The organism is Mesorhizobium sp. BHscii, from assembly GCF_053848065.1.
Window position 1 is genome coordinate 60,510 of the sequence record NZ_JBSPKW010000009.1, and the last position, 23,953, is coordinate 84,462.

The window sequence follows — 23,953 nt, forward strand, 5'->3', positions numbered from 1 at the left end:
TCAACGGATCGTCGAATCTGTTTCTTTGCGGATGCTGGGAGAGAAGAATTGGCCGACGACACGCTCAGGATCGAACGATCCACCAAGACGCTCAGAACACTGGCGCTGGAGCGCATGCGAGACGCGATCATGGGGTTTCACTTCCAGCCCGGCGAAAGATTGGTCGAACGGCCGCTTTGCGACCAGCTCGGCGTCAGTCGCTCGGTGGTGCGCGAAGTTCTGCGGCAGTTGGAGACCGAGGGGCTTGTCCAGATGATACCTGGCCACGGACCTGCCGTTGCCCGCCCAGATCTCAGCCGCACCGACGAGATTTACGAACTGCGCGCTCTGATGGAGGGCATCGCAGCGCGTGCCTGTGCGCTCACGGCGACGCAGGACCAGATCGCCGCGCTTGAGGGCGCATTGGATGTGCTGCTCACGGCGTGGGCCTCAGCCAATCCGATCGAGGTGATGCGGGCGACTACAAAATTCTATGAAGTGCTTTTCGATGCCGCCGACAAGCGCATCGCCTGGGAGATCGTCCAGGGTTTGAACGTCCGCATCAACCAACTGCGTTCCATGACCATCGCTTCGGTGAATCGTCGCGATGCCGCAATCGCCGAAATGACCGACATCATGAACGCGATCAGGTCGCGCAACGGCGATGATGCCGAAGCCGCGGCCCGGCGACATGTGGAGCAGGCGTGGCGAATTGCGCAACAGACCCTTCGCGATAGCTGAGGCAGAAACTTCACATTAGGGAATCGCCCGTCGCCCTCGCATTGACGCACCGCAGGCATTCCAACACGCATCCAACCCGATGACATAGCAGCAACAATGGCGTTGTTCCTGATAGCGCACTCCGGGTTTGCTGGTGTGGATGCTATTTCGAGCGTATTCTCTTCCTTAGGGAACAAGCCAGGTCGACCTCGATTGGTGGTCGCTTGCGCTCGGCCGCTCCGCTCGGGAGGAGCCTCTGATTGCGATGGCGCGCTTTGCTCACCTTGCCCTTCTCGCCGTCGCCTTGGCATTATTGCCTGGAATTGCGCTGGCTGGGGAGCCTTTCGTCCCGAGCTGGATCAAGAACGATCCTGCAGCCAAGACAGTGGCCATAGAGATTGTTGCCGATTGGAACCAAGTCGAGCGGTATCGCAGGGACAACATCCGGACCGACATTATTGACTTCAACGGTTACTGGGGCGGCAATCTCACCATCGTCGTGCCAGCAGAATGGTCGGTAGAGATCGAGTTCATCAATGGCTCCTCGTCTTTCCGGCACAGCCTGATGGTGACCAGGGTCTACGCTCCGTCAGAGATGCCAGTGAAGTTGACGGCCGAGGATGCGATCTGGGGGGTGTACACCGATCCGCCAGAGGGAATTAAAATCAATGAGCGGAGGCAACTCAACTTTGTTGCGCAGCAGGCCGGGAGCTATTTCCTCGCCTGCGGGAGGCAAACGCATCTAATGGACGGACATTGGATCGGTTTCGAGGTGAGAGACAGCATCGAGCAGGCCGTGGCAATCATAGACGAAAACAAATTTCCGCAGGAGCAGCCCCCAGGACGGCCTTAGGAGCTACGCGAGCAAGCCCGCGCCATGGCTTGGTCGTGGAGATCAATGCAACCCAAGGCGGCTTACCGGAAATTCGAAAGCCTGGCGTGCCCGAGCAGCTGCCTTTGCTCGCCAAGTCACCAGCGGGCAATGCTTTCGTCACTATTTCAGCTGCCCTATGCCACAAGGGCAATACTGTACGGCCTGGTCGTTCTGGGCGCTGTCATGGCGCTGCGCGAACGGCGGCTGCAATGAGAAAGGACGGACGATGAGTGCGACGGCGATAAGTAAAGGGGCACCGTCATCGGCGGACGATTTTCTGACCGGGCTGAAGGGGCAGCGCGTGCTGGTGACAGCGGGCGCCGGCGGCATCGGCTTGGCCATTGCCGACACGCTGTCGCGGCTCGGCGCGCGCATCGTCGTCTGCGACGTTTCGGACGAGGCGCTGGCCGCTGCTCCGGACAAGATCGGCCTCGTCGCCGCAGTCAAGGCCGATGTCTCGCGCGAAGCCGACGTCGACCGGCTGTTCGAGACCGTGAAGGAAAAGCTCGGCGGCCTCGACGCGCTGATCAACAATGCCGGCATCGCCGGGCCGACCGGCGGCGTCGACGAAATCGATCCGGCGGACTGGCGGCGCTGCATCGACATCTGCCTGACCGGCCAGTTCCTGTGCGCCCGGCGCGCCGTGCCGCTGATCAAGGCGGCGGGCGGCGGCTCGATCGTCTCGATGTCGTCCGCCGCCGGCCGCCACGGCTACGCTTTCCGCACCCCCTATTCGGCCGCCAAGTTCGGCGTCATCGGTTTCACGCAGAGCCTCGCCAAGGAACTCGGGCCGCACGGCATAAGGGTCAACGCCATCCTGCCCGGGATCATCGAGGGACCACGCATCGACAAGGTCATCGCCGACCGGGCCAGGCAGCTCGGTGTGTCGAACGAGGAGATGACGGAGCGCTATCTCCAGAACATCTCGCTGCGCCGCATGACCAGCCCCTATGACGTCGCCGCAATGGTCGCCTTCCTGCTGTCCGATGCGGGTATCAATATTTCCGGCCAGTCGCTCGGCGTCGACGGCAATGTCGAAACGCTTTGAGGAACCGACCATGACGAAGGTAGCAATTATAGGCAGCGGGTTCATCGGACGGGCGTGGGCGATCAGTTTTGCCCGCGCCGGCCATGATGTGCGGATGTGGGACCAGTCGCCGGCCGCGACCGAGGGTGCGCACGATTACATCGCCGGCGTGCTGGGCGACCTCGCTGCGAACGATCTGCTGCGGGGACAGGCAATCGACGTCGTGCTTGGTCGCATTGCCGTCATTGCTGAGCTCGAAGAAGCTCTGGCCGATGCGGTCCATATCCAGGAGAACACGCCGGAAAACGTCGATGTGAAGCGCGAGGTGTTCTCTCGGATCGATGCAATTGCCGCTCCGCAAGCGGTGATCGCCAGTTCCACCTCGGCGCTGTTGCCGTCGAAATTTACCGATCATCTGCAAGGGCGGCACCGCTGCCTGGTCGTGCATCCGATCAATCCTCCCTATCTCATCCCGGCCGCGGAAGTCGTGCCGGCGCCATGGACGTCTTCCGAAACAATCGAAAGGACCCGCGCCCTTCTCGTCGCCGCAGGCCACGCGCCGCTGGTGATGAAGCACGAACTCGACGGCTTCATCATGAACCGCCTGCAGGGCGCGCTGCTGGAGGAAGCTTTTCGCCTTGTCGCCGACGGCTATGCCAGCGTCGAGGACGTCGATATCGGCATTCGCGACGGATTGGCGCTGCGCTGGTCGTTCATGGGTCCGTTCGAAACGATCGACCTCAATGCGCCGGGCGGCGTGCGCGACTATGTCGAGCGCTATCAGACGATCTATGCCAACATCTTTCCGCAGATGCTGCGTCGCGTCGACTGGGCGGGCGAGGTCATGGCAACCGTCGAGGCCGACCGCCGCAAGCGGCTGCCGCGGGAAGAACTCGTCGAACGGCAGGTGTGGCGCGACCGCCGGCTGATGGCGCTGGCGGCGCACAAGAAAAGATCGGATCAGGAGTTTGGAAGATGACGGAAACAAGCCGCAAGCCCGGCGCCCAGCTGACCAAAGGCAAAGTTATCATCACCTGTGCGGTGACCGGGGCGATCCACACGCCGACCATGTCGCCCTATCTGCCGATCACGCCGGACCAGATCGCCGCCGAGGCGATCGCGGCATCGGAGGCAGGCGCGGCGATCCTGCACCTGCATGCCCGCGACCCCGAGACCGGCAAGCCTGACCAGACGCCGGCGGCGTTCGCCCGCTTCCTGCCGCGCATCAAGCAAGCCACCAATGCCGCCATCAACATCACCACTGGCGGCAGTCCCTACATGAAGGTCGAGGAACGCGTGCGCCCGGCCGCCGAGTTCAAGCCTGAGGTCGCCTCGCTCAACATGGGCTCGATCAATTTCGGGCTCTATCACCTCGTCGACAAATACGAGACTTTCAAATTCGACTGGGAAAGGCCACATCTGGAAGCGACGCGCGACCTTGTCTTTCGCAACTCGTTCAAGGACATCGAATACATTCTTGCGACCTGCTACGACAACGGCACGCGCTTCGAGTTCGAGTGCTACGACATTGCCCATCTCTACAATCTCTCGCACTTCGCCGATCGCGGGCTGGTCAAGCCGCCGTTCTTCGTGCAGTCGGTGTTCGGTCTGCTTGGCGGCATAGGCACGCACCCCGAAGATGTCGCCCATATGAAGCGCACCGCCGACCGGCTGTTCGGCGACCAGTTCCGCTGGTCGGTGCTCGGTGCCGGCGCCAGCCAATTGCGGATCGCGGCCCAATCGGCAGCGCTTGGCGGAAACATCCGCGTCGGGCTCGAAGACAGTCTTTGGGCCGGCAAGGGTAAGCTTGCCAAATCGAACGCAGAGCAGGTGGTGCTTGCCCGCAAGATCATCGAGGGCCTCGGCATGGAGGTGGCGACGCCCGACGAGGCGCGCGAGATCCTGTCACTGAAGGGCGGCGACAAGGTCGCGTTCTGAGGCGGCTCGCCTGTCGCCGCATGGTGGCGCCGATGGGTCGACCGTCGATGCCGAAGGCTTCCTCTGGAATGCCCTCGTCTACGACGGCGGGCCGGTGCGTTATGCGCCAGACGGCAGCGTCGATCGCATCATCGGCATGCCCGTCAAGAAGATCACCAGCGTGATGTTCGGCGGACCGAAGCTCGACATCCTGTACGTGACCTCGATGGCAAAACCGCCGCTGCCGTGCTTTCCCGGCGATGGCGTTCTGCGCGGCAGCCTGTTTGCAATAACCGGCCTTGGAATCAAAGGCGTTGCCAAACCGCGCTTCGCCGGATGACGGCGGCTGCAAAAGGGGATAGAGGCGAATAGGGAAACGAATGCTCGCTCGATTTCTAGATGTTGACGCAATGTTTTCGGCGATCTCGTCCATAGAGGTCGATGGCGGCAGCCTCGTTTCATCCTGAGAGGTTGTCCATGAATTTCGACATTCCCGCCCGCACCGAAGATTACCGTGTCCGCATTGCCGACTTCGTCGAGCAGGAGATCCTGCCGCTCGAGGCCGACAAGGCATCCTATGACGCGCACGGAAATATCACCTTGCCGCTGCTGGAGGCACTCCGCGCCAAGGCGCGGATGGCGGGCCTGTGGTGCCTGCAGCTCAAGCCCGAAACCGGCGGCGCCGGTCTTGGCAAGATGGACATGGCGGTCTGCTACGAGGAGATGAACCGGTCGATCTTCGGCCCCGTGGTGTTCAATTCGGCAGCGCCCGACGATGGCAACATGATGGTTCTGGAGGCGCTCGGCACACCGGCGCAAAAGCAAAAATGGCTGAAGCCGATCGTCGAGGGCAAGGTGCGCTCGGCCTTTGCCATGACCGAACCGCACCCCGGCGGCGGCTCTGATCCTTCGATGATTATGACGCGTGCGAAGCGGCGCGGCGACAAATATGTGGTGACCGGCCGCAAATGGTTCATCACCGGCGCGGAGGAGGCCAGCCATTTCATTCTGATCGCGCGAACCTCGGACGACCCGCGCCATGGTCTGTCGGCCCTGATGTTCCACAAGGACCAGCCGGGCTGGCGCATCATGCGCCGCATCGAGATCATGGGCCCGGAGGAGCATGGCGGGCATTGCGAGCTGGAATTCGATGGGCTCGAAATCCCTGTCGAAGACATGCTGGTCGGCGAAGGCAGGGGCATGAAGGTGACGCAGGTGCGGCTCGGCCCGGCACGACTTACCCACTGCATGCGCTGGCTCGGACTGTCCAGGCGCTGCGTCGAGATCGCGCGCGCCTACGCTGCCGAGCGCCATGGTTTCGGCCAGCGTCTCGCCGACCGCGAAAGCGTCCAGCTGAAGCTCGGCGACCTCGCCATGCGCATCGAGATCGGCCGCATCCTGGTGATGAAGGCTGCGTGGGAACTGGACCGCGGCGGCTTTGCCCGCAAGGAAGTGTCGATGGCCAAGGTCCAGGTCGCCAATGTGCTGCATGACGCGGCCGATGTGGCGATCCAGATCAATGGCGCGCGGGGCTATTCCAAGGACACGGTGCTCGAATGGATTTACCGCTATGCTCGCCAGGCGCGGCTGGTCGACGGTGCCGATGAGGTCCACAAGATGGTGCTGAACCGTTTCCTCAATGAGGAAGAGAGGGGCTTCTGGCGCTGGACTGTCGAAGGCGAGGCATAAGGGACGCGCGCTCAGGAGGAAAGATGGCGCAGCCGTTGAATGCGGACTTCGATCCTGCGGCATTGAAGGGTTTTCTCGCGAGCCGCTTCGGCGATGCCTCAATGTCGCTCGGGCGGATCGGCGGCGGACAGTCCAATCCTACCTATTTCGTGGACTATGGTGCGCATCGCCTGGTGCTGCGCAAGAAGCCGGCCGGGCCGATCCTGCGCGGGGCGCATGCCGTCGATCGCGAATTCCGCGTGCTTGAAGCGCTGGCACCGACCAACGTCCCGGTGCCCGGGCCGGTGCTCTATCACGACGGTGCCGAGCTGCTCGGCACGCCCTTCTACCTGATGGAGCGGCTGGATGGTCGCGTCTTCCACGATTGTTCGCTGCCTGGCCTTTCGCCCGCCGAGCGACGCGGCATCTATTTCGGCATGGCGGAAGCGATGGCCAAATTGCATGCCGTCCGTCCCGACGAGGTCGGTCTCGGCGACTACGGCCGGCCCGGCAACTATTTCGAGCGCCAAATTGGCCGCTGGACCAGGCAGCTCAGGGAATCGCCGAGCGACAGAATTCCGGCACTCGAAGCGGTCGCCGACTGGCTACCGCAGCATATGCCCGTGGATGATGGGCGCGTGTCGATCGCCCATGGCGACTTCCGCCTCGGAAATCTGCTGTTCCATCCTGACAAGCCGCAGGTGATCGGCATTCTCGATTGGGAGCTGTCGACGATCGGCCATCCGCTCGCCGATCTCGGCTTTTGCTCGATGACCTGGCATTCGGCCCCGGACGAATATGGCGGTATCCTCGGCCTCGATCACGAGACACTCGGCATCCCCAGCCAGCGCGAATTCCTCGACCATTATTTCGCCCATGCCGTGCCCACCGCGCCCCTGCAACGCTTCCACCTGGTTTTTTCGCTGTTCCGTTTTGCGGTGATCTTCGTCGGCATCGCCGACCGGGCGCGGGAAGGCAGCGCGGCGTCGGCCGATGCCGCCAGCACGTCGCCTCTCGCCGGCCGCTTTGCCGTACGCGCTCAAGAGATTATCGACGGGGCAAGACCGTGGGGCGCCGCCTGAGGGGAGCGTTCGGGCCCAGGTCCTTTTCCTATACACGCGGTGTCAGCAATCCAATCCCAGAGGCTTTGCGAACGCTGGATCACGACCGGCGGACAGCGCTTCGTCGGCTGGCGACCAGCTTCAGCCAAGGCGCCAAATGGAAGGCGCTCATCAGCAAGTACATCATGACCATTCCGCTCAGCGGCGACGCATCTTGCGCCGCCGAGCAGATCATGTCCGCATCACCCGTGACGGCCGTCAGCAGCGCCATCATTGCGAAGGTTGGCGCGGCTGCCAGGGATAGCCAGTCGGCCGCGCCGCGGGCGGCGACATTGTCGCTTGGGAAATCGGCAGATCCGCTGCCTGCGGGCGGCATCTTCTGCGTGTGGTTGGAGTGCAGTGTCATCGGACGTCAGCCCTGGCCGTACTCGTCGTGGCGGCGCCACCACACGCCCGTCTCGTTACGCCCTCGGGGCGCGCGGTCGAGCCACTGATACATGCCCCAGAGGCCGTCCAATCCGCGCGCATAGGTGGAATAGGCGTGGTAGACGACGCCGTCCTCGAGCACGAACGTGCTCATGCCTGGCCTCTCGCGCGTGTACGTGGCAATGTCTGTTCCGCTCATTGCAGCGAACGTCTCGGAGCCGTCGGCAGTCGTACGCGAGGGTATCTCGGCGAGAGGTGCCTCGCGGACATAGTTGTATTCGATGCCTTCCTCGCGCTGCTGCTCCTCGGTGAACGAAACGTCGAAGTCGAAATTGAAGTCGCTGCCGTGTGAGGACGCCCACGGGAACGTCCATCCCATTCGCCGCTTGTACGCCTGCAGCTTCGCGAGCGGTGCCCGCGATACCGCCGAAAGCGTGACGTCGTGGTTGGCCAGGTGGAGGACGAAGCCGTCGAATCCATCCGCGATCGCTGAGCAGGCCGGACAGCCCGCCGTGTAATCGGGCCCGAACATGAAGTGGTAGACGAGGAGCTGCGAGCGTCCCCTGAAAAGGTCTGCCAGTGAGGCGCTGCCTTCATCGGTCTCGAATCGGTAATCCTTGTCGATCCGAACCCAAGGCAATGCCTGCCGCCGCCGCGCCACCTCATCGCTTTGGCGCGTGAGCTCCTTCTCCGCCTTGAGCAGATCAAGCCGCGCCGCCAGCCACTCCTCACGTGTTCCGGTTCTGTGTGTCGGCATCGTTCGTCTCCTTCCTCGATGTTCGCACCGTTTTCGATACGGCGCGTTTCGATACAGCGCGCTGGCTGTTGGTCCTGAGATAGATTAGGACCGGACATCGAATGGTGAGAGTTACAAATGTGACGGGATTCCGATGGACTCGCTGATCACCGCTGCGGCGCGCGCCCTCGCAACGGGTGATCCCCTCGGCGCTTTGAAGCGGGTCGCCCTGCGTGACGATGCGCCTGCGCTTGCGCTGCGCGGCATCGCGATGGCGCAGCTCGGCGACCTCGTTCGAGCAAAGGCTCTTCTCAAAAGTGCTGCGCGCGTCTTCGGTCCGAAAGAAGCCGTCGCTCGCGCGAGGTGCGTCGTCGCCGAAGCCGAGATCGCGCTCGTCTCGCGCGACCTCGGGTGGCCGGCGAAGGCACTCGACGCCGCGCGGGCGACGCTTGAAAAGCACGGCGACCGCTTTAATGCCGCGCATGCGCGCAATCTCGAGGCTCGGCGCCTGCTCCTGATCGGACGCCTCGATGAGGCCGAGAGCAGGCTCGCCGGGTTCGACCCGACAACGCTCCCACCCGCGTCGAGGGCCGCCCACGAGCTGGTGATTGCGGGGCTCGCGATTCGACGCCTCCGGACCAAGGCGGCGCGCGTTGCGCTCGCGCGGGCCGAGCATGCCGCCCGCGAGGCGGACATCCCGGCGCTGACGGCAGAGGTCGAAAGCGCATCCCTCGTGATGAACACGCCCGCGGCGCGCCTGATCGCGCGTGGTGAGGAGCACCCGCTCCTGCTTGAGGAGGTCGAAGCGCTGCTCGCGTCGGGAGCGCTCGTCGTCGACGCCTGCCGCAATGTCGTGCGGGACGCCGGCATGATCGTCCCGCTCGCGACGCGCCCGGTCTTGTTCGCGCTTGCCCGCACGCTGGGCGAAGCCTGGCCCGCGGACGTGCCGCGGAGCACGCTCGTCGCCCGCGCGTTCGGCGGCAAGCACGCCGATGAATCGCATCGCGCCCGGTTGCGGGTCGAAGTCGGTCGGCTTCGCGTGGAGCTGCGGTCACTGGCGGATGTGAGCGCGACCAAGCGAGGCTTTGCGCTTAAGCCGCGCCGCCCACGCGACGTGGTGGTTCTGGCACCGCCCGTCGACGAGCAGCATGCAGCGGTGCTCGCCTTCCTCGCTGATGGCGAGTCGTGGTCGAGCTCGGCGCTCGCAATTGCGCTCGGAGCCAGCTCGCGCACCGTGCAGCGATCGCTCGAGCAGCTTGCGGCAGCAGGCAAGGTGCAATCGTTCGGTCGCGGGCGAGCGCGCCGTTGGATGACCCCGCCCGTGCCGGGATTCCCGACAATCTTGTTACTCCCCGGCTCACTATCTGGCTACTAGTGTCGGGATAATTCAACAGATCTGAGCCTGGAGGAGAAGCATGAAACGATCTGCAGCCGAAGTCCTCCGCGAATATGGACCCTTTCCGGGTGTCGACCAGGTGGCTGGGGTTACGTTCGACGGTCAGCATGTCTGGTTTGCGTCCGGAGACAGGCTGAACGCCTTGGATCCTGCGAGCGGGAAAGTGGTTCGCGCGATTGAGGTCGCCGCGCACGCAGGAACGGCCTTCGACGGTCAGCACCTGTTCCAGATCGCCGAAGATCGCATCCAGAAGATCGATCCCAACACAGGCCGCGTGCTCGCCACGATTCCGGCGCCAGGTGGCGGCGGCGACTCCGGTCTCGCCTGGGCCGAAGGCTCACTTTGGGTGGGGCAGAATCGCGGTCGCAAAATCCATCAGATCGACCCGCAGACAGGGGCAGTTCTTCGCACAATCGATTCCAACCGGATCGTCACAGGGGTCACCTGGATCGACGGCGAACTCTGGCACGGCACCTGGGAAGGTGACGAGAGCGACGTCAGGCGGATAGATCCTGAAACCGGAAAGGTCCTGGAGAAGCTTGATATGCCCCCTGGAACAGGCGTGTCGGGGCTCGAGTCCGATGGTGGCGATCAGTTCTTCTGCGGCGGTGGAAACAGCGGCAAGGTGAGAGCCATCCGCCGGCCCAGGCGGGGCTCCGAAGTCCGGGCCGACCGCACGAGCAAGTAGCCGAAGCGGACCTGGGGGGCGAGTTTTCCCACCTCGACGAACCGTCCGCCGGGACCGGGCCAGCAGATCATGTGACCATCGACGTGGCGGGCTGCATCCCCGGAGCCTTGCGCGAGCCGATGGCCTGTCGCCGCGCCCCGTTTTTTTGAAGCACACATAGCGCCGTCGTCGCTGCCCTCCGAGCGTGAATCGAAACAGTATACATTATAGACTTAAAATACCTTGCCAGGAGATCCCGCCTATGCTCCACTTGGGCCGTGGAAATGGCTGACAGGTCGAATTCTCCCGACATGTGGCTGGATTTCAAACGGCACGACCGCGAGAACACGGCCTCAAATCATATACGAAATCTTCGCGTGGGGAGGCGTGGATGGCGGAGACCATAGAGCTCAAACGGGTAGGCGAGGGCAACCTGCGTGCCCAGGTCTATCAACAGATCCGCCTGACGATACAACGCGGCGAACTGGCGCCTGGCCGGAAGCTCGTCGACGTCGATATTGCCGCCCAACTTGGCATCTCCAGAATGCCTGTCCGCGACGCGTTGATGCAGTTGGTGCATGAGGGCTATCTCGTCGGCACGACACGCGGCTTCACCCTGCCCACGCTTACCACGACGGACGTCGCCAACATCTTCGAGGTCCGCCGCCTGCTCGAACCGCGGGCCGCCGCGCATGCCGCACGAACACTTGATGCCGCTGGCCTCAAGACGCTGGCAGCCGCACTTCAGGAGGCAGAGGCAGCGGCCGTCGCCGGCGATGCCGACAGCTTTTTCCAGGCCAATTCGGCATTCAGGAATTGTTGGCTCGGCGCCGTCGAGAACGACCGCCTTTCACAAACAATTGCCCGCTTCGCCGACCACGTGCTCGTCGTCCGGTTAAAGACGCTGTCACACCAGCCGACGCAGGCCGTCATCGTGGCCGGCATGCGCGCAATCTACGATGCGTTCGTCAAGCGCGATGCTGTAGCGGCCTACGACCGCATGACCCACTTCATTCAGAACGCCGAGGAGCGTTTCATGAAGCTGAGCCCACCGTTGCAACAGTTCAACGATGAAGCTGTGAGCATCCCGCGGCAGGGAAAATCATGATCAGAAAGCAGCATCCGCTGAAAGGGCCGAACAGGTTCAAGCTCGGTGTCTTCTCGATGAACGCCGATGGCGGCCTGGCAATGACCACCGTTCCCGAGCGCTGGCGCGCCCGCTGGGAAGACAACCTCAATTCTGCCTGCATCGCCGATCGCGCCGGCCTGGAGTTTCTGCTGCCGATAGCGCGCTGGCGCGGCTTCGGCGGTTTGACGCATGTGCGGGAATGGTCGTTTGAGACTTTCACCTGGGCGGCGGGTCTCGCCGTCGCGACGGAGAACATCGGTCTGTTCATGACGGTGCATGTGCCGCTGGTTCATCCGCTGCAGGCTGCAAAAGCGCTGGCGACCGTCGACCACATCTCCAACGGGCGTGCCGGCTTGAACATTGTCTGCGGCTGGAACCCGGACGAGTTCGCCATGTTCGGGCAGACGGTCGGCGACCGGACCTACGATCAGGCCGAAGAATGGATCAACATCATCGAGCGTGCCTACCAATCCAGGGAGCCGTTCGACTTCGGCGGCGAGTTCTATGATCTGAAGGGGGTTGTCAGCCGCCCGCCAAGCCTGCAGGCGCCGCGCCCGGTGACCATGAACGCCGCCTTCGGCGCACCGGGGCGCAACTATGCGGCGCGCCACTGCGACTATTTGTTTTCGACTTTTTCCGAAATCGCCGATGGCCGCGCGCATGTGGTCGACATCACCAACCGAGCGGCTGAAGTTGGACGCGAAGTCGGCGTCTATACGGTCTGCCACGTCGTCTGCCGCGAGACCCAGCAAGAAGCCGAGGATTATTACCGGCGCTACGCGCTGGAATGCGCGGACGAAGGCGCGGTCGACGAGCATATGCGCAAGAAGAAGGAATTCGCGAACTCCCACGACGCGAAGGCCTTCACTGAGTATCGGCAAAGGTTCGCCGGCGGTGCTGGAACGTTTCCGCTCATCGGCACACCGGAAAAAATCGTCGACGATCTCACTGAAATCATGGACCAGGGTTATTCCGGCGCCGCCCTCACATTCGTCAACTACACCTACGAATTGCCCTTCTTCTGTGACCGCGTGCTGCCGCTGATGCGCCAGGCCGGGCTTCGCGTAAATTGACGCCGGCGGCCGCCATTCCGACGACATGGGTGCATGGGCACCACGCCATAAATCCGCGCGCCTTCAAGCAGGCGATGCGGGCGGTGGCGGGCTCGGTCGCCATCCTCGCGTCGGAGCATGACGAGATGGGCTTTTGCGGCATCACGGCGACGGCCGTCTGCTCATTCAGTGCCGAGCCGCCGTCGCTGCTGGCCTGCGTCAAGCGCAGCAGCACCTTTGCTTCGGCCATCCGCGAAGGCTTGCCCTTCTCCGTCAATCTTCCTGCCGGCGACCAGGAGAATGTTGCGCGCGCCTTTGGCGGCATGACCAAAGCCAAGGGCGTCGCGCGGTTCTCGTCCGGATCATGGGTGCGCGGCGAAACCGGCGCGCCCTTGCTTGTCGGCGCGCGGGCAATGTTCGAGTGCCGGGTGGCCGAAATCATCGCGCGAGCAACGCACATGATCGTGATCGGCATCGTCTCGGGGGTCGCGCTGGATCGCGCCGACCGATCGCCGGTCTTCTACGCGCATGGACGGTTCGTGACAGTAGGAGATGAGGCCAACTAACCGCCGTTCACGCGGCGGCGCAGCGATTGCAATTTCAGATCGGCCCGATCATGGGCCCGATCATAGGCGAAGTGATCTAGAGGGAGTACGGCAATGCGCATTTGGAAATCCCTTGTTCTGGCGGCACTTATGTCGGGTGTAGCGGGTATCGCAACGGCCGAAGAGGTCGTCCTCAACGCCGTGCATTTTACGCCGACGCAGAACGGCTACGCACAGAGTTTCCTGAAGTTCGTTCAAAAGGTGAACGAAAGGGGCAAAGGCGTGGTTCAGATCAACGTGCGTGGCGGGCCGGAGGTCATTCCGCCGATTCAGCAGGGCGCAGCGCTCAAGAACGGCCTTATCGACGTGATCGACACACCGGCAGGTCAGTTCCTGGAGCTCGTCCCCGAAGGCGAGGTTTTCTCCGCATCGACGAAGACGCCCTGGGAGGTCCGCGAGAATGGCGGCTGGGATTTCATCAGCGGAATTTTCGAGAAGAAGGCCAATGCCCATCTGCTGGCGCATGTCGACGCGGGCTCGGGTTTCAATATCTTTACCATCGACGAACCCAAGCTCAATCATGAGGGCAGCATTGACTGGGGCAGCCTGAAGATCCGCTCGTCGCCGCTCTATCGCGATTTCCTCGAATCCTTGGGCGCAACGGTCATCGTACAGGCGCCGGGGGACGTCTACACCTCGCTCGAGCGCGGCGTCGTCAATGCTAACGCCTACACCGTATTCGGCTATGCGTCCTTCGGCTGGGACAAATTCACCAAACACCGCATCGACCCGCAATTCTTCAAAACCGACGTGCTGGTCTCGATCAACAAGACGAAATGGGACGCGTTGTCGCCCGAGGCGCAGAAGCTGCTTGCCGATACGGCCATTGAATTCGAGCGAGAGAGCTACGATGCCAATCTTGCCGAGTCCGAAAAACAGGCACAGGCGATGATCGACGGCGGGCAGAAGGTGATCAGCCTGACCGGCGCCGGCCGCGACAAATTCCTGGCGGCTGCCACGCAGGCGAGCTGGGCGAGAATGACCAAACGCGATCCCACCAACATCGACCAGTTGAAGAAATTCTTCCAGTAGTCCGATGGCGGGCGCCCTTATGCGCCCTCCATCAAAGATGGGCATGAGGGCCGTCGGGAATGGACAAATTGTTTGCAGCGATTGCCAAGCTGAGCCTTGCCCTGGCAGCAGCGGCAAAGGTGGTGCTTGGTCTGATCATCGTCGCAGTGGTCGCCGATGTATGCGTCCGCAATCTGGGCCTGAGACCGCTTGCCTGGGCGGTGTCGGCGACGGAATACGGTCTGCTCTACGCGGCATTTCTGCCGATGCCCTGGCTGGTCCACAGCAAGGGCCATGTCTTCGTCGAGTTCCTGCGCAAGGCGCTGCCTGTGCGGGCTCGGGCAGTGCTTGAAAGGCTGGTTTATCTCGCCTGCGTTGGCGTCAGCCTCTATCTTGGCAGCGTCGCACTCTCTTCTCTGATAAGCGCCGTGTCGGGCGGCGAATATGAGACGCGCAGCTTCGACATGCCGAAATGGCTGGTCTTTCTGCCCATCACGCTCGCCTTCTACCTGTCGGCGCTGGAATGGCTCAGATACCTGGTGGGTCGTGACACGCTGTACACGCTCGATCCTTTGGAAATGGAAGGGCTCTGACTGGTGGCCTGGCTGTTTCCATTCGCCGTGCTCGTTGGCACCATTCTTGTGTTGATGGGCCTTGGGCTGCCGGTCGCCTTCGCGTTCTTCGTCACCAATGTGATCGGGCTGTACCTGTTCTTCGGCGGTTCGATCGGCGTGACGCAGATGATCGCCAACTTCTCTGACGCTGTCTCGACCTATGCGCTTGCGCCGTTGCCGATGTTCCTCGTCATGGGCAGCCTGTTCTTCCGCTCCGGTCTCGGCGAGAAAGTCATCTACGCGCTCGACCTGTGCATCGGCAATCTGCGAGGACGTCTTGCCTATGTCGTGCTCGCCGCCGGCACGATCTTTTCTGCGCTGTCAGGCTCGAGCCTCGCCAATACCGGCATGATGGGCTCGCTGATGGTGCCCGAGATGCTGAAGCGGGGCTATAAGCCGCACATGGCCTACGGACCGGTGCTTGGTGCCGGAAGCCTCGCCGTCATCATCCCGCCATCCTCGCTGGCTGTCTTGCTCGGCTCGCTGGCCCAGATTGACGTTGGCGCGCTGCTCATTGCGGGCGCTCTGCCTGGACTGCTTCTGGTTGTCATGTACGCGACGCTGATCTTCGCACAGACGAAGATCGACCTGGACGCGGCTCCGCACTATCCGGTATCCGCTGTTCGTGCCGCCGAGAAGGTGAGGGCGGTTGCCGTCAACATCGTTCCGATGAGCGTCATCGTGTTCATGGTGGTGGGCACGATCATCCTTGGAATAGCGACACCGACGGAGTCGGCAGGGCTCGGATGTGCTGCCGTCTTCGCGTTGTTGTTTGTCTACCGAAGGTTCAGCTGGTCGGTTGTCTGGAAGTCGCTGGACGATGCGATGAAGGTCACGGGCATGACCTTCCTGATCATCTCGGCTTCGACAACGTTTTCGCAGATATTCGCCTTCTCCGGTGCGTCGAACGGCTTTATCCAGTTCATCGTGGGCTACGATTTTGGGCCGTATTCCATGCTGTTCCTGATGGTGCTCGTCATCCTGCTGCTCGGCATGTTCATGGATCAGGTCTCGATGATGCTGATCACGCTGCCGATCTTCCTGCCGATTGCCCAGCAATTTGGGTATGATCCTGTGTGGTTCGGGTTGATCCTGCTGCTCGCCTACGAAGTCGGCTTCACCACGCCGCCGTTTGGTCTGCTACTGTTCATCATGATCGGCGTTGCGCCAAAAGGCACGTCGCTCAAAACGGTTGCCATGTCGGCGGCGCCTTACATCGCCCTGACCCTCTTGCTGATCCTGCTGATTGTTCTCTTTCCGCAGGTCGCCCTCTTCCTTCCGAATTTGATCTAGCCGAACTCGATCCAGCAGGTATCCGCATGCGCTTTGCCTATCTCGCTTTCTTCCGCGACGACCGCGAGGCAAATTTGGCCATCGCCCGTGAAGACGTTGACGCTGTGCGGCGTGTTATCGCGACCACGCCGGGTCTGGCGCTTGCAAACATCTATCTGCCCGAAGTGGCAACGGACATGTTCAACAACGATGGGCCACCGCCGGTCTTTGGCTTCCAGCTCTATTTCGACGAGTTGGCGGACATGGAGACGGCACTCGCGCCGTCTGGCCATCTGCAGGCGCTTGCCGCACCGGGTGTGCTGTCGAGCATCGCCGGTTCGAGGCCGACGCAGCAGGCAATGTGCGTGCGTCCGTTCCCCGTCGATGACGCTGGCATCAGGACGTCTGGGCTCCCCTGCAGTTATCTTGTCCATTATCCCGGGCCGGCCGAAGACATGAATGCCTGGCTCTACCACTATGTGACGCATCATCCGCAATTGATGCGGGGCTTCCCCGGCATTCGCCACATCGAGGTTCTGTCGCGACTGGATTGGTGCGGCTCGCTGCCCTGGCCGCGGGTCGACCATATGCAGCGCAACCGGGTCATGTTCGACAGTCCTGCGGCGCTGACGCACGCACTGCAATCACCGGCGCGGCTGGAGATGCGCGCCGACTACAAGACCTTCCCGCCCTTTTCAGGCGGCAGCCTGCACTTTCCGATGTCGACGGAAGCCGTGCATCCTTTGCCGCGGACCACCGCCAAATAGGCGCGGACAGTTTTCGCCGACGCCGAAAAATCTCTGGAGATTTCATGTACGACTTTCGGAAGAAATGTGTCTCTCTCGATCGCCTCATTGGCACCTTCTGCGCCATTCCGCATCCGGTGGCGGTCGAAGTGGCGGCTGCAAGCGGGGTCGATTTCCTGTGCATCGACTGGGAGCATTCGCAGATTGGCCGCGAGCGGCTTGAGGACCTGATCCGCGCGGCCGATGTCCACAAGGTACCTGCGATGGTGCGTGTGCCGGGCCACACGCCGGAGTGGATTGCGGCCGCGCTCGATGCCGGCGCGTCAGGCGTCCTGGTGCCGCGCGTCTCGACGGCCGAGCAAGCGCGTATGGCGGTCATGGCCTGCCGTTACCCGCCCGTCGGCGCCCGCGGCGTTGGTCCAGGCCGAGCCGCCGGCTATGGGTACAGGATTCCGGAATACCTCGAGTCGGCCAACGAGGCCCTGACGGTCGCGATCCAGGTCGAGACGGCCGAAGGCCTCGCCAACATCGACGACATTGTCCAGGTCGACGGCGTCGACGTGATCTTCATTGGGCCCGGCGACCTGTCCGTCTCGATCGACGCCATGGGGCCAGCCGGCCAGGACAAGCTCAATGCCGCGATCGTCAGGATCGCGGCTGCGGCGCGTGCGGCCCGCAAGGCCGTCGGCATCTTTCGCCCCTCGGCAGATGATGTCGGCAAATGGTCGAAGCATGGCATCAGCTTCTACATGCTGGCCAGCGACACGATGTTTCTCGGCGCCGGCCTTGCCGCTGGTGCCGCCTCCGCGCGCAGCGCCTGATGCAAGAGTTTGGCATGAAGATAATCAAGACCGACGGCGTGTTATCAGTCGAGGAAGAGCAGCTGCGCTACCTCGACGGCTTGAACGCCGAGTTTGTCGAAAAGACGCTTCTCACAGAGGATGCCCTGATCGAGCAGTGCCGTGACGCTGATGCATTGATGATATTGCGGGAGCCGATCACAGCTCGCGTTCTGGCCGAACTGAAGAACCTCAAGGTCATCGGACGGTTCGGCGTAGGCCTGGACTCGATCGACATCGAGGCCGCTAGCCGTGCCGGTGTTCAGGTAACCTATGTGCCGGATGCCAATCTGGTGGAAGTCAGCACGCATGCCATGGCGCTGATCCTGGCCTTGGCGCGCAGGCTGAAACAGTTCGACGGCGCGGTCCGCGCCGGCCGCTGGGCTGCAATGACCGACGGCGCCGGCATCACGCGGCCCGACAGGCAGATTCTCGGGCTGATCGGCTTCGGCCAGATCGGACGCCTGACTGCCGAGCGGGCGCGGGTCTTCGGCTATCATGTCATCGCGTACGACCCGCATATGCCGGCGGAGCGCATTACGGCCGGTGGTGCTGAACCGGTCGGTTTCGATGAGCTGCTAGCCAGGGCCGACATCGTCTCGCTGCACGTTCCGGCGACACCGGAGACCAGAAACATCATGTCGGCCGGAGCCCTGTCGCGCATGAAGGAAGGGGCAATCCTCATTAACGTATCTCGTGGCGGGCTGGTCGACGAAGTCGCGTTGGCGGATTTGATCCGGCGCCGCCATTTAGCAGGGGCTGGCATCGACACATTCGAGCAGGAGCCGCCTTCGCCCGACAATCCGCTGCTGGCGCTGGACGCCGTCCTGGTCAGTCCGCACGCGGCGCACTACTCGACCCAGTCTTACGCCGAGGTTCGCAACAAGGTGTTTGCCGATGTCGCATCCGTCCTGCGCGGCGGGAAGCCGCTATATCCGGTCAACCGGATATGACTGCTCTGCAAATAGCTCAGCCCCGCTTGGGCTTGTCGCGGCGCTCGACGATGTAGATGTGGTCGGCCGCCAGAACCACATCGCCATGCTGGTTGATCACCTCGCAGCGCTCGATGACCCGGCCCGACTCTGGCCGCTTCGGGTCGTCCTCCTTGGCCGAAATGGTGGTGCGGGTCTTGATCGTGTCGCCAATGAACACCGGCTTGATGAAGCGCAACCTGTCGTACCCATAGGAAAAGGCGACCGGGTTGATGACGCTTGCCGTCAGCCCTACGCCGACCGAGAAGACCAGCGTGCCGTGGGCGATGCGCTGACCGAACGGCGTCGTCTTCATGAACTCGGCGTCCATGTGATGGGGAAAAAAATCGCCGGTATGGCCGGCATGAACGACGAAGTCGGTCTCGGTGATGGTGCGCCCGCTGGTCATGCGCGACGAACCGATCTGATAGTCTTCGAAATAGACAGTCTGCTCCATGTCAGGGCCTCGCCGCGATTGGTGTTGCCGGCGCCGCGCTCGATTGGTAGGCGGCCTCGACCAGCGCCATCGTGTTCCAGCCGTCTTCGACGGAACTGACGAGCTCGGTGTCCTCGCCTGATGCATAGCGCTGCACATTGGCCATGCGGCCGACGAAGGCGTCGGGAAACCATTCGCCGATGAGTGGCACAGCAACCCAGTCGGAGCCGCCCTTCGGATAGATTTCAAGGATGTCAGGCTCGCCGCGCGGATAGTCGAGATTGAGCCCGAGTTTGAGATAGGCGGCGCCCTCGGTGCCGCAGATGCGGAATTCGCAGGCCTGATGTTTTCGGCCGAATTTGTGATCGTGGTTGATCGACAGTGCGCATCGCACAGTGTCGCCATAGTCGAGGATCGCGCTGGTGCGAGTTTGCGCGACCTTGTGGCCGGGATGGCCGAGCGTCTTGGCGTGAACGCCCCGGGGATCGCCGAGCAATTGCCGGATCAGGTCGAGATAATGGATCGAATGCATGGCGATCTCGACGCGCGGCGCCTTCACCAGAAACTCCCAGAGTTGCCACGGCGTCGCCAATGCAAGCCATGCATCGAAATCGACCACGTCGCCCAGCCAACCCTTGGCGATTGCATCCTTCAGCGCCAGCATCATCGGCGCGAAGCGGAGCTGGAAGTTCACCGCCGCCTTCAGTTTTTTGGAGCGGCAGATTTCGAGGATTTCGGTCGCCTCGCTGAGATCGCTGCCCATCGGCTTCTGGATCAGCGCCACTGCACCATCTGGCAACGCCCTGAGCACGCCGGCATGATGAGCCGGCGGCGTCGCCAGGTCGAAGACGGCGTCCTTGATCGCTGCGGCTTCCCCGACCGACCGGTAAGTGGCGACGCCCCATTTCCGCGCCAGTCTTTCCGCCTTGGTATGGTCGGGATCGAAAAGCCCGGCGACCGGGAAACCGGCTTTTCCATAGGCCGGGAAATGCGCATCGCCGGCGATCGAGCCGGCGCCGAAAATCACGATCGGCCTCGGCTTCGATGGCTTCGCCCAGGACTGGGAGAGCGAGTCAGGATCGAAAACGCCGTCAGTCATGATGGAAGACTTCGTCCATCGATGCCCACCACTCGCCCTCCTTGCGGGTCGGCAGCGGCTCCTGGCAAGGCATGCACAGCGCCCACCATTCCTGCGTCTTGGGATCGGCGGCCATCTTCGCCATGTCGGCGGCATAATCGGTGCCGTGGTATTCGAAAGTGCTGAATAAAAGGTGCTCCGGCTCCTTAAGATAGATCGAATAATTCCTGATGTTGCAGGCGGAAATCATGGCAAGCACGTCACGCCATACGGCAGCGTGAAGCCGCACATACTCGGTGACCTTTTCCGGCTTGAGGCCGAGCACCATTCCCATCCGCTGCATGTCCGGCTCCCTATTTTGTTATTTCGGTGGTGAATTCCGCAATGCTCTTCGCCTTGACGGCATCCCAATCCCAGTCGATGCCGATGCCGGGCTCGTCCGGTGCCAGTGCTTGGCCGTCCTCGATGCGCATTTTCTTGCCGGTCAATTCGTCGAGCTGCGGAATATACTCGACATATCGGCCGTTCTGAATGGCGCAGGTCAGGCTGACATGCAGTTCCATCAGGAAATGCGGGCAGACCGGGATATCGAATGCCTCGGCCGCATGCGCGACCTTCAGCCACGGCGTGATGCCGCCGATGCGGCCGACATCGACCTGCACGATCGAGCAGCCGCCTTTTTGCATGTATTCGCGGAAATGCCGGATCGAATAGAGCGACTCGCCGATGGCGATCGGCGTCGACGTCGCATTCGACAGCCGCACATGGCCGTCTATGTCGTCGGCCGGCAGCGGCTCCTCGATCCAGGCGAGGTCGAGATCGCGCAGCCGCTCCGCCCGGCGGATCGCCTCGTCGACAGAAAAGCCCTGGTTGCAGTCGGTCATGATCTCGTAGGATGAGCCGACTGCTTGGCGCACCGCGGTAAGCCGGGCGAGATCCTCGGAGCCGTGCGGCTTGCCGATCTTGACCTTAGAACCGCGAAAACCCTTTGCCTTGGCGGCGAGCGCGGCCTCGACCAGCGCCTCGGTCTCGATATGCAGCCAGCCGCCCTCTGTGGTGTAGAGCGGGCAGCGGTCCTTGGCGCCGCCGGCCAGCTTCCACAGCGGCAGGCCGAGCTTCTTTGCCCTGAGATCCCACAGCGCCGTGTCGATGGCCGCCAGCGCGATTGCCGTGATGGCACCGATCGTCGTCGCGTGGGTGGCGAATTCGAGCTCGTGCCAGATCGCCTCGATCATGTCGGCGTCGCGGCCGATCAGCCGCGGCGCAAGGTGATCGGCCAGGAGCCGCATCACCGAGGAGCCGCCGGTGCCGATCGTGTAGCTGTAGCCGGTGCCGACCGCGCCGTCGGCGTCGGTGATGGTGACGATCGGCGTTTCCTGGCTGACAAAACTCTGGATCGCATCAGTGCGCTTGACCTTCGGCACCAGGTCGACCATCCGCAGTTCGGCTTTTTCGATCTTTGCCATGACGTTAACCTCGCAATGTCCCGCCGGTATCGACAGAAAACAGATGGGCCTGCGACAGGTCCAGGCTCATTTTCACGCGGTCGCCCGCCTTTAGCTGTTTTGGATTGACCATACGCGATACCCAGACACCGCCGTTGAATTCGGCGAACACCAGCGTCTCGTTGCCGAGCGGTTCGGTGGCGATCATCGGCAACTCCGGCTGATGACGTCATCGAACTTGCCTGACAGATCGGCAGCAGAAGAATCGCCTGCATCAAGTGCGAGCAAGGGTGCGTCCGGGACTCGTATCGATCCAATTCAGCCTATTCATATATAAACAGAATATTCATAAAGGCGTCAAGTTGAAAGTTCTTCCGGAAGCAGGTCATCGTGCATATATGAAAGTCGAAATTCACCGGGAAGTGACTATGGCAGGGGACGAGGACGACGACCGTTATCGCGCGCCGGCGCTCGACAAGGGGCTCGACATCCTCGAGCTTCTGGCCGGCGTCGACGGCGGCCTGACGCAGGCGGAAATCGCCAAGAAACTCGATCGCAGCCCCAACGAATTCTATCGCATGCTCGACCGGCTGGTGCGACGCGGCTACGTCACGCGGCCAGACGGCGACCGTTATTCGCTGACCCTCAAGCTGTTTGGCCTAGCGCAGCTGCACGCGCCGGTGCGGCGGCTGGTTTCCTATGCGACGCCGCTGATGCGTGAACTTGCCGAAACCTCGCAGCAGGCAAACCAGCTTGTCGTCTTCGACCGCGGTTCCGCAGTGGTGATCGCACAGCAGGAAGCGCCGGACTACTGGGGCATTTCGATTCGCGTCGGCTCGCATATCAGCCTGTTCGACACGGGATCCGGACATGTGCTGCTGGCGTTCCGCTCGCCGGAAGAGCGGCAGATGATGATCTCAGAGCATCTGCGCAGCACCGACAAGCCGCCTCAATCGCCGGAATTCTTTGCCCGCCTCGACCAGATACGTGAACGCGGCTACGAAATGATGGCGTCAATGCAGACCGCCGGCGTATTCAACCTGTCGACCCCCGTTCTCGGTTCGGACGGCAAGGCAATCGCAGCACTATCGATCCCATACATAACCCTGGTCAACGCACCCAAGGCGCCCGATATCACCAGGACGATAGAGCTGTTGCTGGCGGCGACCGAAAAGCTGTCGCAACTGGCGGGATCAACGGTTAAGCAGGCGAAGTAAATTCTTATTTGAATGAAAAATTTCTCCGTGAGATGATTCGAAACGCGGGAGGAGGAGAGCGTTGTCATGATCTTCGATACCCATCTACACCTGATCGACCGGTCGGCGCTGCGCTATCCCTGGCTCTCCGGCGTGCCGGCACTAAACCGCGATTTTTCCCACGACGAATATGCAGTCCAAGCTCGCCGGGCCGGCATAGAGGGCGCATTGCATATGGAAGTCGATGTCGATCCGGCCGATATCGAGGCTGAGACCAGCCATGTGAAGGCGCTGTCGCAACAGAAGGACAGTTTGCTGAGAGGGGCGATCGCATCGTGCCGTCCGGAAGAGCCGGACTTTGCCGCCTATCTCGAGCGTCAGAAAGCCAATCCCTTCGTCAAGGGTTTTCGGCGCGTACTCCACGTCATGCCGGACGAGCTTTCGGAAGGCGCGCTGTTTCGCGAAAACATCAAGCGGCTTGCTGGCACCGGGCTGACATTCGATCTCGTTGTCCTGCCGCATCAAATCCCTAAAGCGATCGCACTCGCCGATCTCGCGCCTGGCGTCCAGTTCGTGCTCGACCATTGCGGCGTGCCCGACATCAAGGGCAGCAGTGAGCATCCCTGGCGCGAGCATATGGCGGAGATTGCGCGGCGCCCGAACGTCGTCGGCAAAATTTCCGGTGTGGTCGCCTATGCGGAGGCTGGATCGTGGACTGTCGAAACGCTGCGTTCCTATGTGGAGCACACCATCGAATGCTTCGGCTGGGATCGCGTCGTGTGGGGCAGCGACTGGCCGGTCTGCACGCTTGGCGGCGGGCTAGCGACCTGGGTGGCAGCAACGCACGCGCTGCTTGCCGGTGCCAGCATCGACGAGCGAGAAAAGCTGCTTTCCGCCAATGCGAAGCGGCTTTGGCGTTTGTGAGCCGCCTCAGATCGTAGCCGACTCGTGCCGCTCGCGGCCGTAGAGCGAACCAGCAGCACGATGACCAGGCCAAGTGCCGTCTGCACGGTCGAGGGCCGGAAGCCGAGGCCGATCAGCAGCGTGAGTTGCCGCAGATCAGGCTGTTCATGTTCTCCTCCATTTAA

27 protein-coding genes and 1 pseudogene are annotated in these 23,953 nt (G+C 62.3%); 21 read left to right on the plus strand and 7 right to left on the minus strand.

Translation table 11 applies throughout. The features are described from left to right. Positions 1-48: 48 nt before the first annotated feature. The 8 genes from ACWTU7_RS14655 (at position 49) to ACWTU7_RS14690 (ending at position 7,267) form a co-directional block, all read left to right on the plus strand. Positions 49-720, plus strand: coding sequence for a GntR family transcriptional regulator (locus ACWTU7_RS14655; protein ID WP_455838912.1), 672 nt, complete (start codon positions 49-51; stop codon positions 718-720). Between the two features lie 244 nt (positions 721-964). Further along, positions 965-1,552: a sulfocyanin-like copper-binding protein gene (locus tag ACWTU7_RS14660; protein ID WP_455838913.1), complete on the plus strand. Its 588-nt coding sequence runs from the start codon at positions 965-967 to the stop codon at positions 1,550-1,552. Positions 1,553-1,799: 247 nt separating this feature from the next. After that, the gene (locus ACWTU7_RS14665; RefSeq protein ID WP_455838914.1) at positions 1,800-2,621 is read left to right on the plus strand and encodes an SDR family oxidoreductase; all 822 of its coding nucleotides are present in this window, start codon (positions 1,800-1,802) and stop codon (positions 2,619-2,621) included. Between the two features lie 10 nt (positions 2,622-2,631). Then, positions 2,632-3,579 (plus strand): 3-hydroxyacyl-CoA dehydrogenase, encoded by a 948-nt coding sequence (locus ACWTU7_RS14670; RefSeq protein ID WP_455838915.1) that lies wholly within the window; start codon positions 2,632-2,634, stop codon positions 3,577-3,579. Next, positions 3,576-4,538: a 3-keto-5-aminohexanoate cleavage protein gene (locus ACWTU7_RS14675; protein ID WP_455838916.1), complete on the plus strand. Its 963-nt coding sequence runs from the start codon at positions 3,576-3,578 to the stop codon at positions 4,536-4,538. The genes ACWTU7_RS14670 and ACWTU7_RS14675 overlap by 4 nt, the downstream gene beginning before the upstream one ends. A gap of 10 nt (positions 4,539-4,548) precedes the next feature. Next, positions 4,549-4,857, plus strand: coding sequence for an SMP-30/gluconolactonase/LRE family protein (locus ACWTU7_RS14680; RefSeq protein ID WP_455839029.1), 309 nt, complete (start codon positions 4,549-4,551; stop codon positions 4,855-4,857). Positions 4,858-4,994: 137 nt separating this feature from the next. Further along, on the plus strand, positions 4,995-6,206 hold the full coding sequence (locus ACWTU7_RS14685) for an acyl-CoA dehydrogenase family protein (protein WP_455838917.1): 1,212 nt from the start codon (positions 4,995-4,997) through the stop codon (positions 6,204-6,206). Positions 6,207-6,229: 23 nt separating this feature from the next. Beyond that, positions 6,230-7,267, plus strand: coding sequence for a phosphotransferase family protein (locus ACWTU7_RS14690; RefSeq protein WP_455838918.1), 1,038 nt, complete (start codon positions 6,230-6,232; stop codon positions 7,265-7,267). Positions 7,268-7,346: 79 nt separating this feature from the next. On the opposite strand, the gene ACWTU7_RS14695 is transcribed toward ACWTU7_RS14690, so the two are convergent. Continuing rightward, positions 7,347-7,652, minus strand: a complete 306-nt coding sequence (locus tag ACWTU7_RS14695; protein WP_455838919.1) for a hypothetical protein — start codon at positions 7,650-7,652, stop codon at positions 7,347-7,349. Positions 7,653-7,658: 6 nt separating this feature from the next. Then, positions 7,659-8,429 carry a DUF899 domain-containing protein gene (locus ACWTU7_RS14700; RefSeq protein WP_455838920.1) on the minus strand — a complete coding sequence of 257 codons (771 nt, stop codon included), beginning with the start codon at positions 8,427-8,429 and terminating at the stop codon, positions 7,659-7,661. A 133-nt stretch (positions 8,430-8,562) separates the two neighbouring features. On the opposite strand from ACWTU7_RS14700, the gene ACWTU7_RS14705 reads away from it, so the two are divergent. From ACWTU7_RS14705 to ACWTU7_RS14755, 11 genes are all read left to right on the plus strand, one after another. Further along, positions 8,563-9,783, plus strand: coding sequence for a helix-turn-helix domain-containing protein (locus tag ACWTU7_RS14705; RefSeq protein ID WP_455838921.1), 1,221 nt, complete (start codon positions 8,563-8,565; stop codon positions 9,781-9,783). A 40-nt stretch (positions 9,784-9,823) separates the two neighbouring features. After that, complete coding sequence (locus ACWTU7_RS14710) at positions 9,824-10,492, plus strand: Vgb family protein (RefSeq protein ID WP_287336629.1); 669 nt, start codon at positions 9,824-9,826, stop codon at positions 10,490-10,492. Positions 10,493-10,862: 370 nt separating this feature from the next. Then, on the plus strand, positions 10,863-11,579 hold the full coding sequence (locus tag ACWTU7_RS14715; RefSeq protein WP_455838922.1) for a GntR family transcriptional regulator: 717 nt from the start codon (positions 10,863-10,865) through the stop codon (positions 11,577-11,579). Next, entirely contained in the window at positions 11,579-12,673 is a 1,095-nt protein-coding gene (locus ACWTU7_RS14720) for an LLM class flavin-dependent oxidoreductase (protein ID WP_455839030.1), read from the plus strand. Before ACWTU7_RS14715 ends, ACWTU7_RS14720 begins: the two co-directional genes overlap by 1 nt. After that, positions 12,670-13,218, plus strand: a complete 549-nt coding sequence (locus ACWTU7_RS14725; protein WP_455838923.1) for a flavin reductase family protein — start codon at positions 12,670-12,672, stop codon at positions 13,216-13,218. Before ACWTU7_RS14720 ends, ACWTU7_RS14725 begins: the two co-directional genes overlap by 4 nt. Before the next feature lie 93 nt (positions 13,219-13,311). Then, positions 13,312-14,289 (plus strand): TRAP transporter substrate-binding protein DctP, encoded by a 978-nt coding sequence (dctP, locus tag ACWTU7_RS14730; protein WP_455838924.1) that lies wholly within the window; start codon positions 13,312-13,314, stop codon positions 14,287-14,289. A 59-nt stretch (positions 14,290-14,348) separates the two neighbouring features. Next, positions 14,349-14,861 carry a TRAP transporter small permease gene (locus ACWTU7_RS14735; protein ID WP_029355085.1) on the plus strand — a complete coding sequence of 171 codons (513 nt, stop codon included), beginning with the start codon at positions 14,349-14,351 and terminating at the stop codon, positions 14,859-14,861. A gap of 3 nt (positions 14,862-14,864) precedes the next feature. Further along, complete coding sequence (locus ACWTU7_RS14740) at positions 14,865-16,175, plus strand: TRAP transporter large permease (protein ID WP_455838925.1); 1,311 nt, start codon at positions 14,865-14,867, stop codon at positions 16,173-16,175. A gap of 26 nt (positions 16,176-16,201) precedes the next feature. Beyond that, the gene (locus ACWTU7_RS14745) at positions 16,202-16,921 is read left to right on the plus strand and encodes a hypothetical protein (RefSeq protein WP_455838926.1); all 720 of its coding nucleotides are present in this window, start codon (positions 16,202-16,204) and stop codon (positions 16,919-16,921) included. Positions 16,922-16,965: 44 nt separating this feature from the next. After that, on the plus strand, positions 16,966-17,721 hold the full coding sequence (locus tag ACWTU7_RS14750; protein WP_455838927.1) for an HpcH/HpaI aldolase family protein: 756 nt from the start codon (positions 16,966-16,968) through the stop codon (positions 17,719-17,721). A 14-nt stretch (positions 17,722-17,735) separates the two neighbouring features. Continuing rightward, on the plus strand, positions 17,736-18,692 hold the full coding sequence (locus ACWTU7_RS14755) for a C-terminal binding protein (protein WP_455838928.1): 957 nt from the start codon (positions 17,736-17,738) through the stop codon (positions 18,690-18,692). Positions 18,693-18,708: 16 nt separating this feature from the next. Here ACWTU7_RS14755 and ACWTU7_RS14760 read toward each other — a convergent pair whose 3' ends face one another. The 5 genes and pseudogenes from ACWTU7_RS14760 to ACWTU7_RS14780 all read right to left on the minus strand — a co-directional run. Beyond that, positions 18,709-19,167, minus strand: coding sequence for a MaoC/PaaZ C-terminal domain-containing protein (locus ACWTU7_RS14760; protein ID WP_455838929.1), 459 nt, complete (start codon positions 19,165-19,167; stop codon positions 18,709-18,711). A 1-nt stretch (position 19,168) separates the two neighbouring features. Then, entirely contained in the window at positions 19,169-20,245 is a 1,077-nt protein-coding gene (locus tag ACWTU7_RS14765) for a Gfo/Idh/MocA family protein (RefSeq protein WP_455838930.1), read from the minus strand. After that, on the minus strand, positions 20,238-20,567 hold the full coding sequence (locus ACWTU7_RS14770; RefSeq protein ID WP_455838931.1) for an L-rhamnose mutarotase: 330 nt from the start codon (positions 20,565-20,567) through the stop codon (positions 20,238-20,240). The genes ACWTU7_RS14765 and ACWTU7_RS14770 overlap by 8 nt, the downstream gene beginning before the upstream one ends. Before the next feature lie 10 nt (positions 20,568-20,577). After that, a complete protein-coding gene (locus ACWTU7_RS14775; RefSeq protein ID WP_455838932.1) occupies positions 20,578-21,690 on the minus strand; it encodes a mandelate racemase/muconate lactonizing enzyme family protein in 1,113 nt (370 codons plus the stop codon). A gap of 4 nt (positions 21,691-21,694) precedes the next feature. Then, positions 21,695-21,895: pseudogene (locus ACWTU7_RS14780) on the minus strand (sugar ABC transporter ATP-binding protein); the annotation flags it as partial. Positions 21,896-22,097: 202 nt separating this feature from the next. Between ACWTU7_RS14780 and ACWTU7_RS14785 the strand changes: the two are divergent. Next, positions 22,098-22,886 carry an IclR family transcriptional regulator gene (locus tag ACWTU7_RS14785; protein WP_455838933.1) on the plus strand — a complete coding sequence of 263 codons (789 nt, stop codon included), beginning with the start codon at positions 22,098-22,100 and terminating at the stop codon, positions 22,884-22,886. A 66-nt stretch (positions 22,887-22,952) separates the two neighbouring features. Then, positions 22,953-23,789 (plus strand): amidohydrolase family protein, encoded by an 837-nt coding sequence (locus ACWTU7_RS14790; protein ID WP_455838934.1) that lies wholly within the window; start codon positions 22,953-22,955, stop codon positions 23,787-23,789. Positions 23,790-23,953: the final 164 nt, after the last annotated feature.

Bases quoted from the DNA above. Each gene is read 5' to 3' on its own strand.
- ACWTU7_RS14660 (WP_455838913.1), top strand. From the start codon at position 965: ATGGCGCGCTTTGCTCACCTTGCCCTTCTCGCCGTCGCCTTGGCATTA.
- ACWTU7_RS14665 (WP_455838914.1), top strand. From the start codon at position 1,800: ATGAGTGCGACGGCGATAAGTAAAGGGGCACCGTCATCGGCGGACGAT.
- ACWTU7_RS14670 (WP_455838915.1), top strand. From the start codon at position 2,632: ATGACGAAGGTAGCAATTATAGGCAGCGGGTTCATCGGACGGGCGTGG.
- ACWTU7_RS14675 (WP_455838916.1), top strand. From the start codon at position 3,576: ATGACGGAAACAAGCCGCAAGCCCGGCGCCCAGCTGACCAAAGGCAAA.
- ACWTU7_RS14685 (WP_455838917.1), top strand. From the start codon at position 4,995: ATGAATTTCGACATTCCCGCCCGCACCGAAGATTACCGTGTCCGCATT.
- ACWTU7_RS14690 (WP_455838918.1), top strand. From the start codon at position 6,230: ATGGCGCAGCCGTTGAATGCGGACTTCGATCCTGCGGCATTGAAGGGT.
- ACWTU7_RS14695 (WP_455838919.1), bottom strand. From the start codon at position 7,652: ATGACACTGCACTCCAACCACACGCAGAAGATGCCGCCCGCAGGCAGC.
- ACWTU7_RS14700 (WP_455838920.1), bottom strand. From the start codon at position 8,429: ATGCCGACACACAGAACCGGAACACGTGAGGAGTGGCTGGCGGCGCGG.
- ACWTU7_RS14705 (WP_455838921.1), top strand. From the start codon at position 8,563: ATGGACTCGCTGATCACCGCTGCGGCGCGCGCCCTCGCAACGGGTGAT.
- ACWTU7_RS14710 (WP_287336629.1), top strand. From the start codon at position 9,824: ATGAAACGATCTGCAGCCGAAGTCCTCCGCGAATATGGACCCTTTCCG.
- ACWTU7_RS14715 (WP_455838922.1), top strand. From the start codon at position 10,863: ATGGCGGAGACCATAGAGCTCAAACGGGTAGGCGAGGGCAACCTGCGT.
- dctP (WP_455838924.1), top strand. From the start codon at position 13,312: ATGCGCATTTGGAAATCCCTTGTTCTGGCGGCACTTATGTCGGGTGTA.
- ACWTU7_RS14735 (WP_029355085.1), top strand. From the start codon at position 14,349: ATGGACAAATTGTTTGCAGCGATTGCCAAGCTGAGCCTTGCCCTGGCA.
- ACWTU7_RS14745 (WP_455838926.1), top strand. From the start codon at position 16,202: ATGCGCTTTGCCTATCTCGCTTTCTTCCGCGACGACCGCGAGGCAAAT.
- ACWTU7_RS14750 (WP_455838927.1), top strand. From the start codon at position 16,966: ATGTACGACTTTCGGAAGAAATGTGTCTCTCTCGATCGCCTCATTGGC.
- ACWTU7_RS14755 (WP_455838928.1), top strand. From the start codon at position 17,736: ATGAAGATAATCAAGACCGACGGCGTGTTATCAGTCGAGGAAGAGCAG.
- ACWTU7_RS14760 (WP_455838929.1), bottom strand. From the start codon at position 19,167: ATGGAGCAGACTGTCTATTTCGAAGACTATCAGATCGGTTCGTCGCGC.
- ACWTU7_RS14765 (WP_455838930.1), bottom strand. From the start codon at position 20,245: ATGACTGACGGCGTTTTCGATCCTGACTCGCTCTCCCAGTCCTGGGCG.
- ACWTU7_RS14770 (WP_455838931.1), bottom strand. From the start codon at position 20,567: ATGCAGCGGATGGGAATGGTGCTCGGCCTCAAGCCGGAAAAGGTCACC.
- ACWTU7_RS14775 (WP_455838932.1), bottom strand. From the start codon at position 21,690: ATGGCAAAGATCGAAAAAGCCGAACTGCGGATGGTCGACCTGGTGCCG.
- ACWTU7_RS14785 (WP_455838933.1), top strand. From the start codon at position 22,098: ATGGCAGGGGACGAGGACGACGACCGTTATCGCGCGCCGGCGCTCGAC.
- ACWTU7_RS14790 (WP_455838934.1), top strand. From the start codon at position 22,953: ATGATCTTCGATACCCATCTACACCTGATCGACCGGTCGGCGCTGCGC.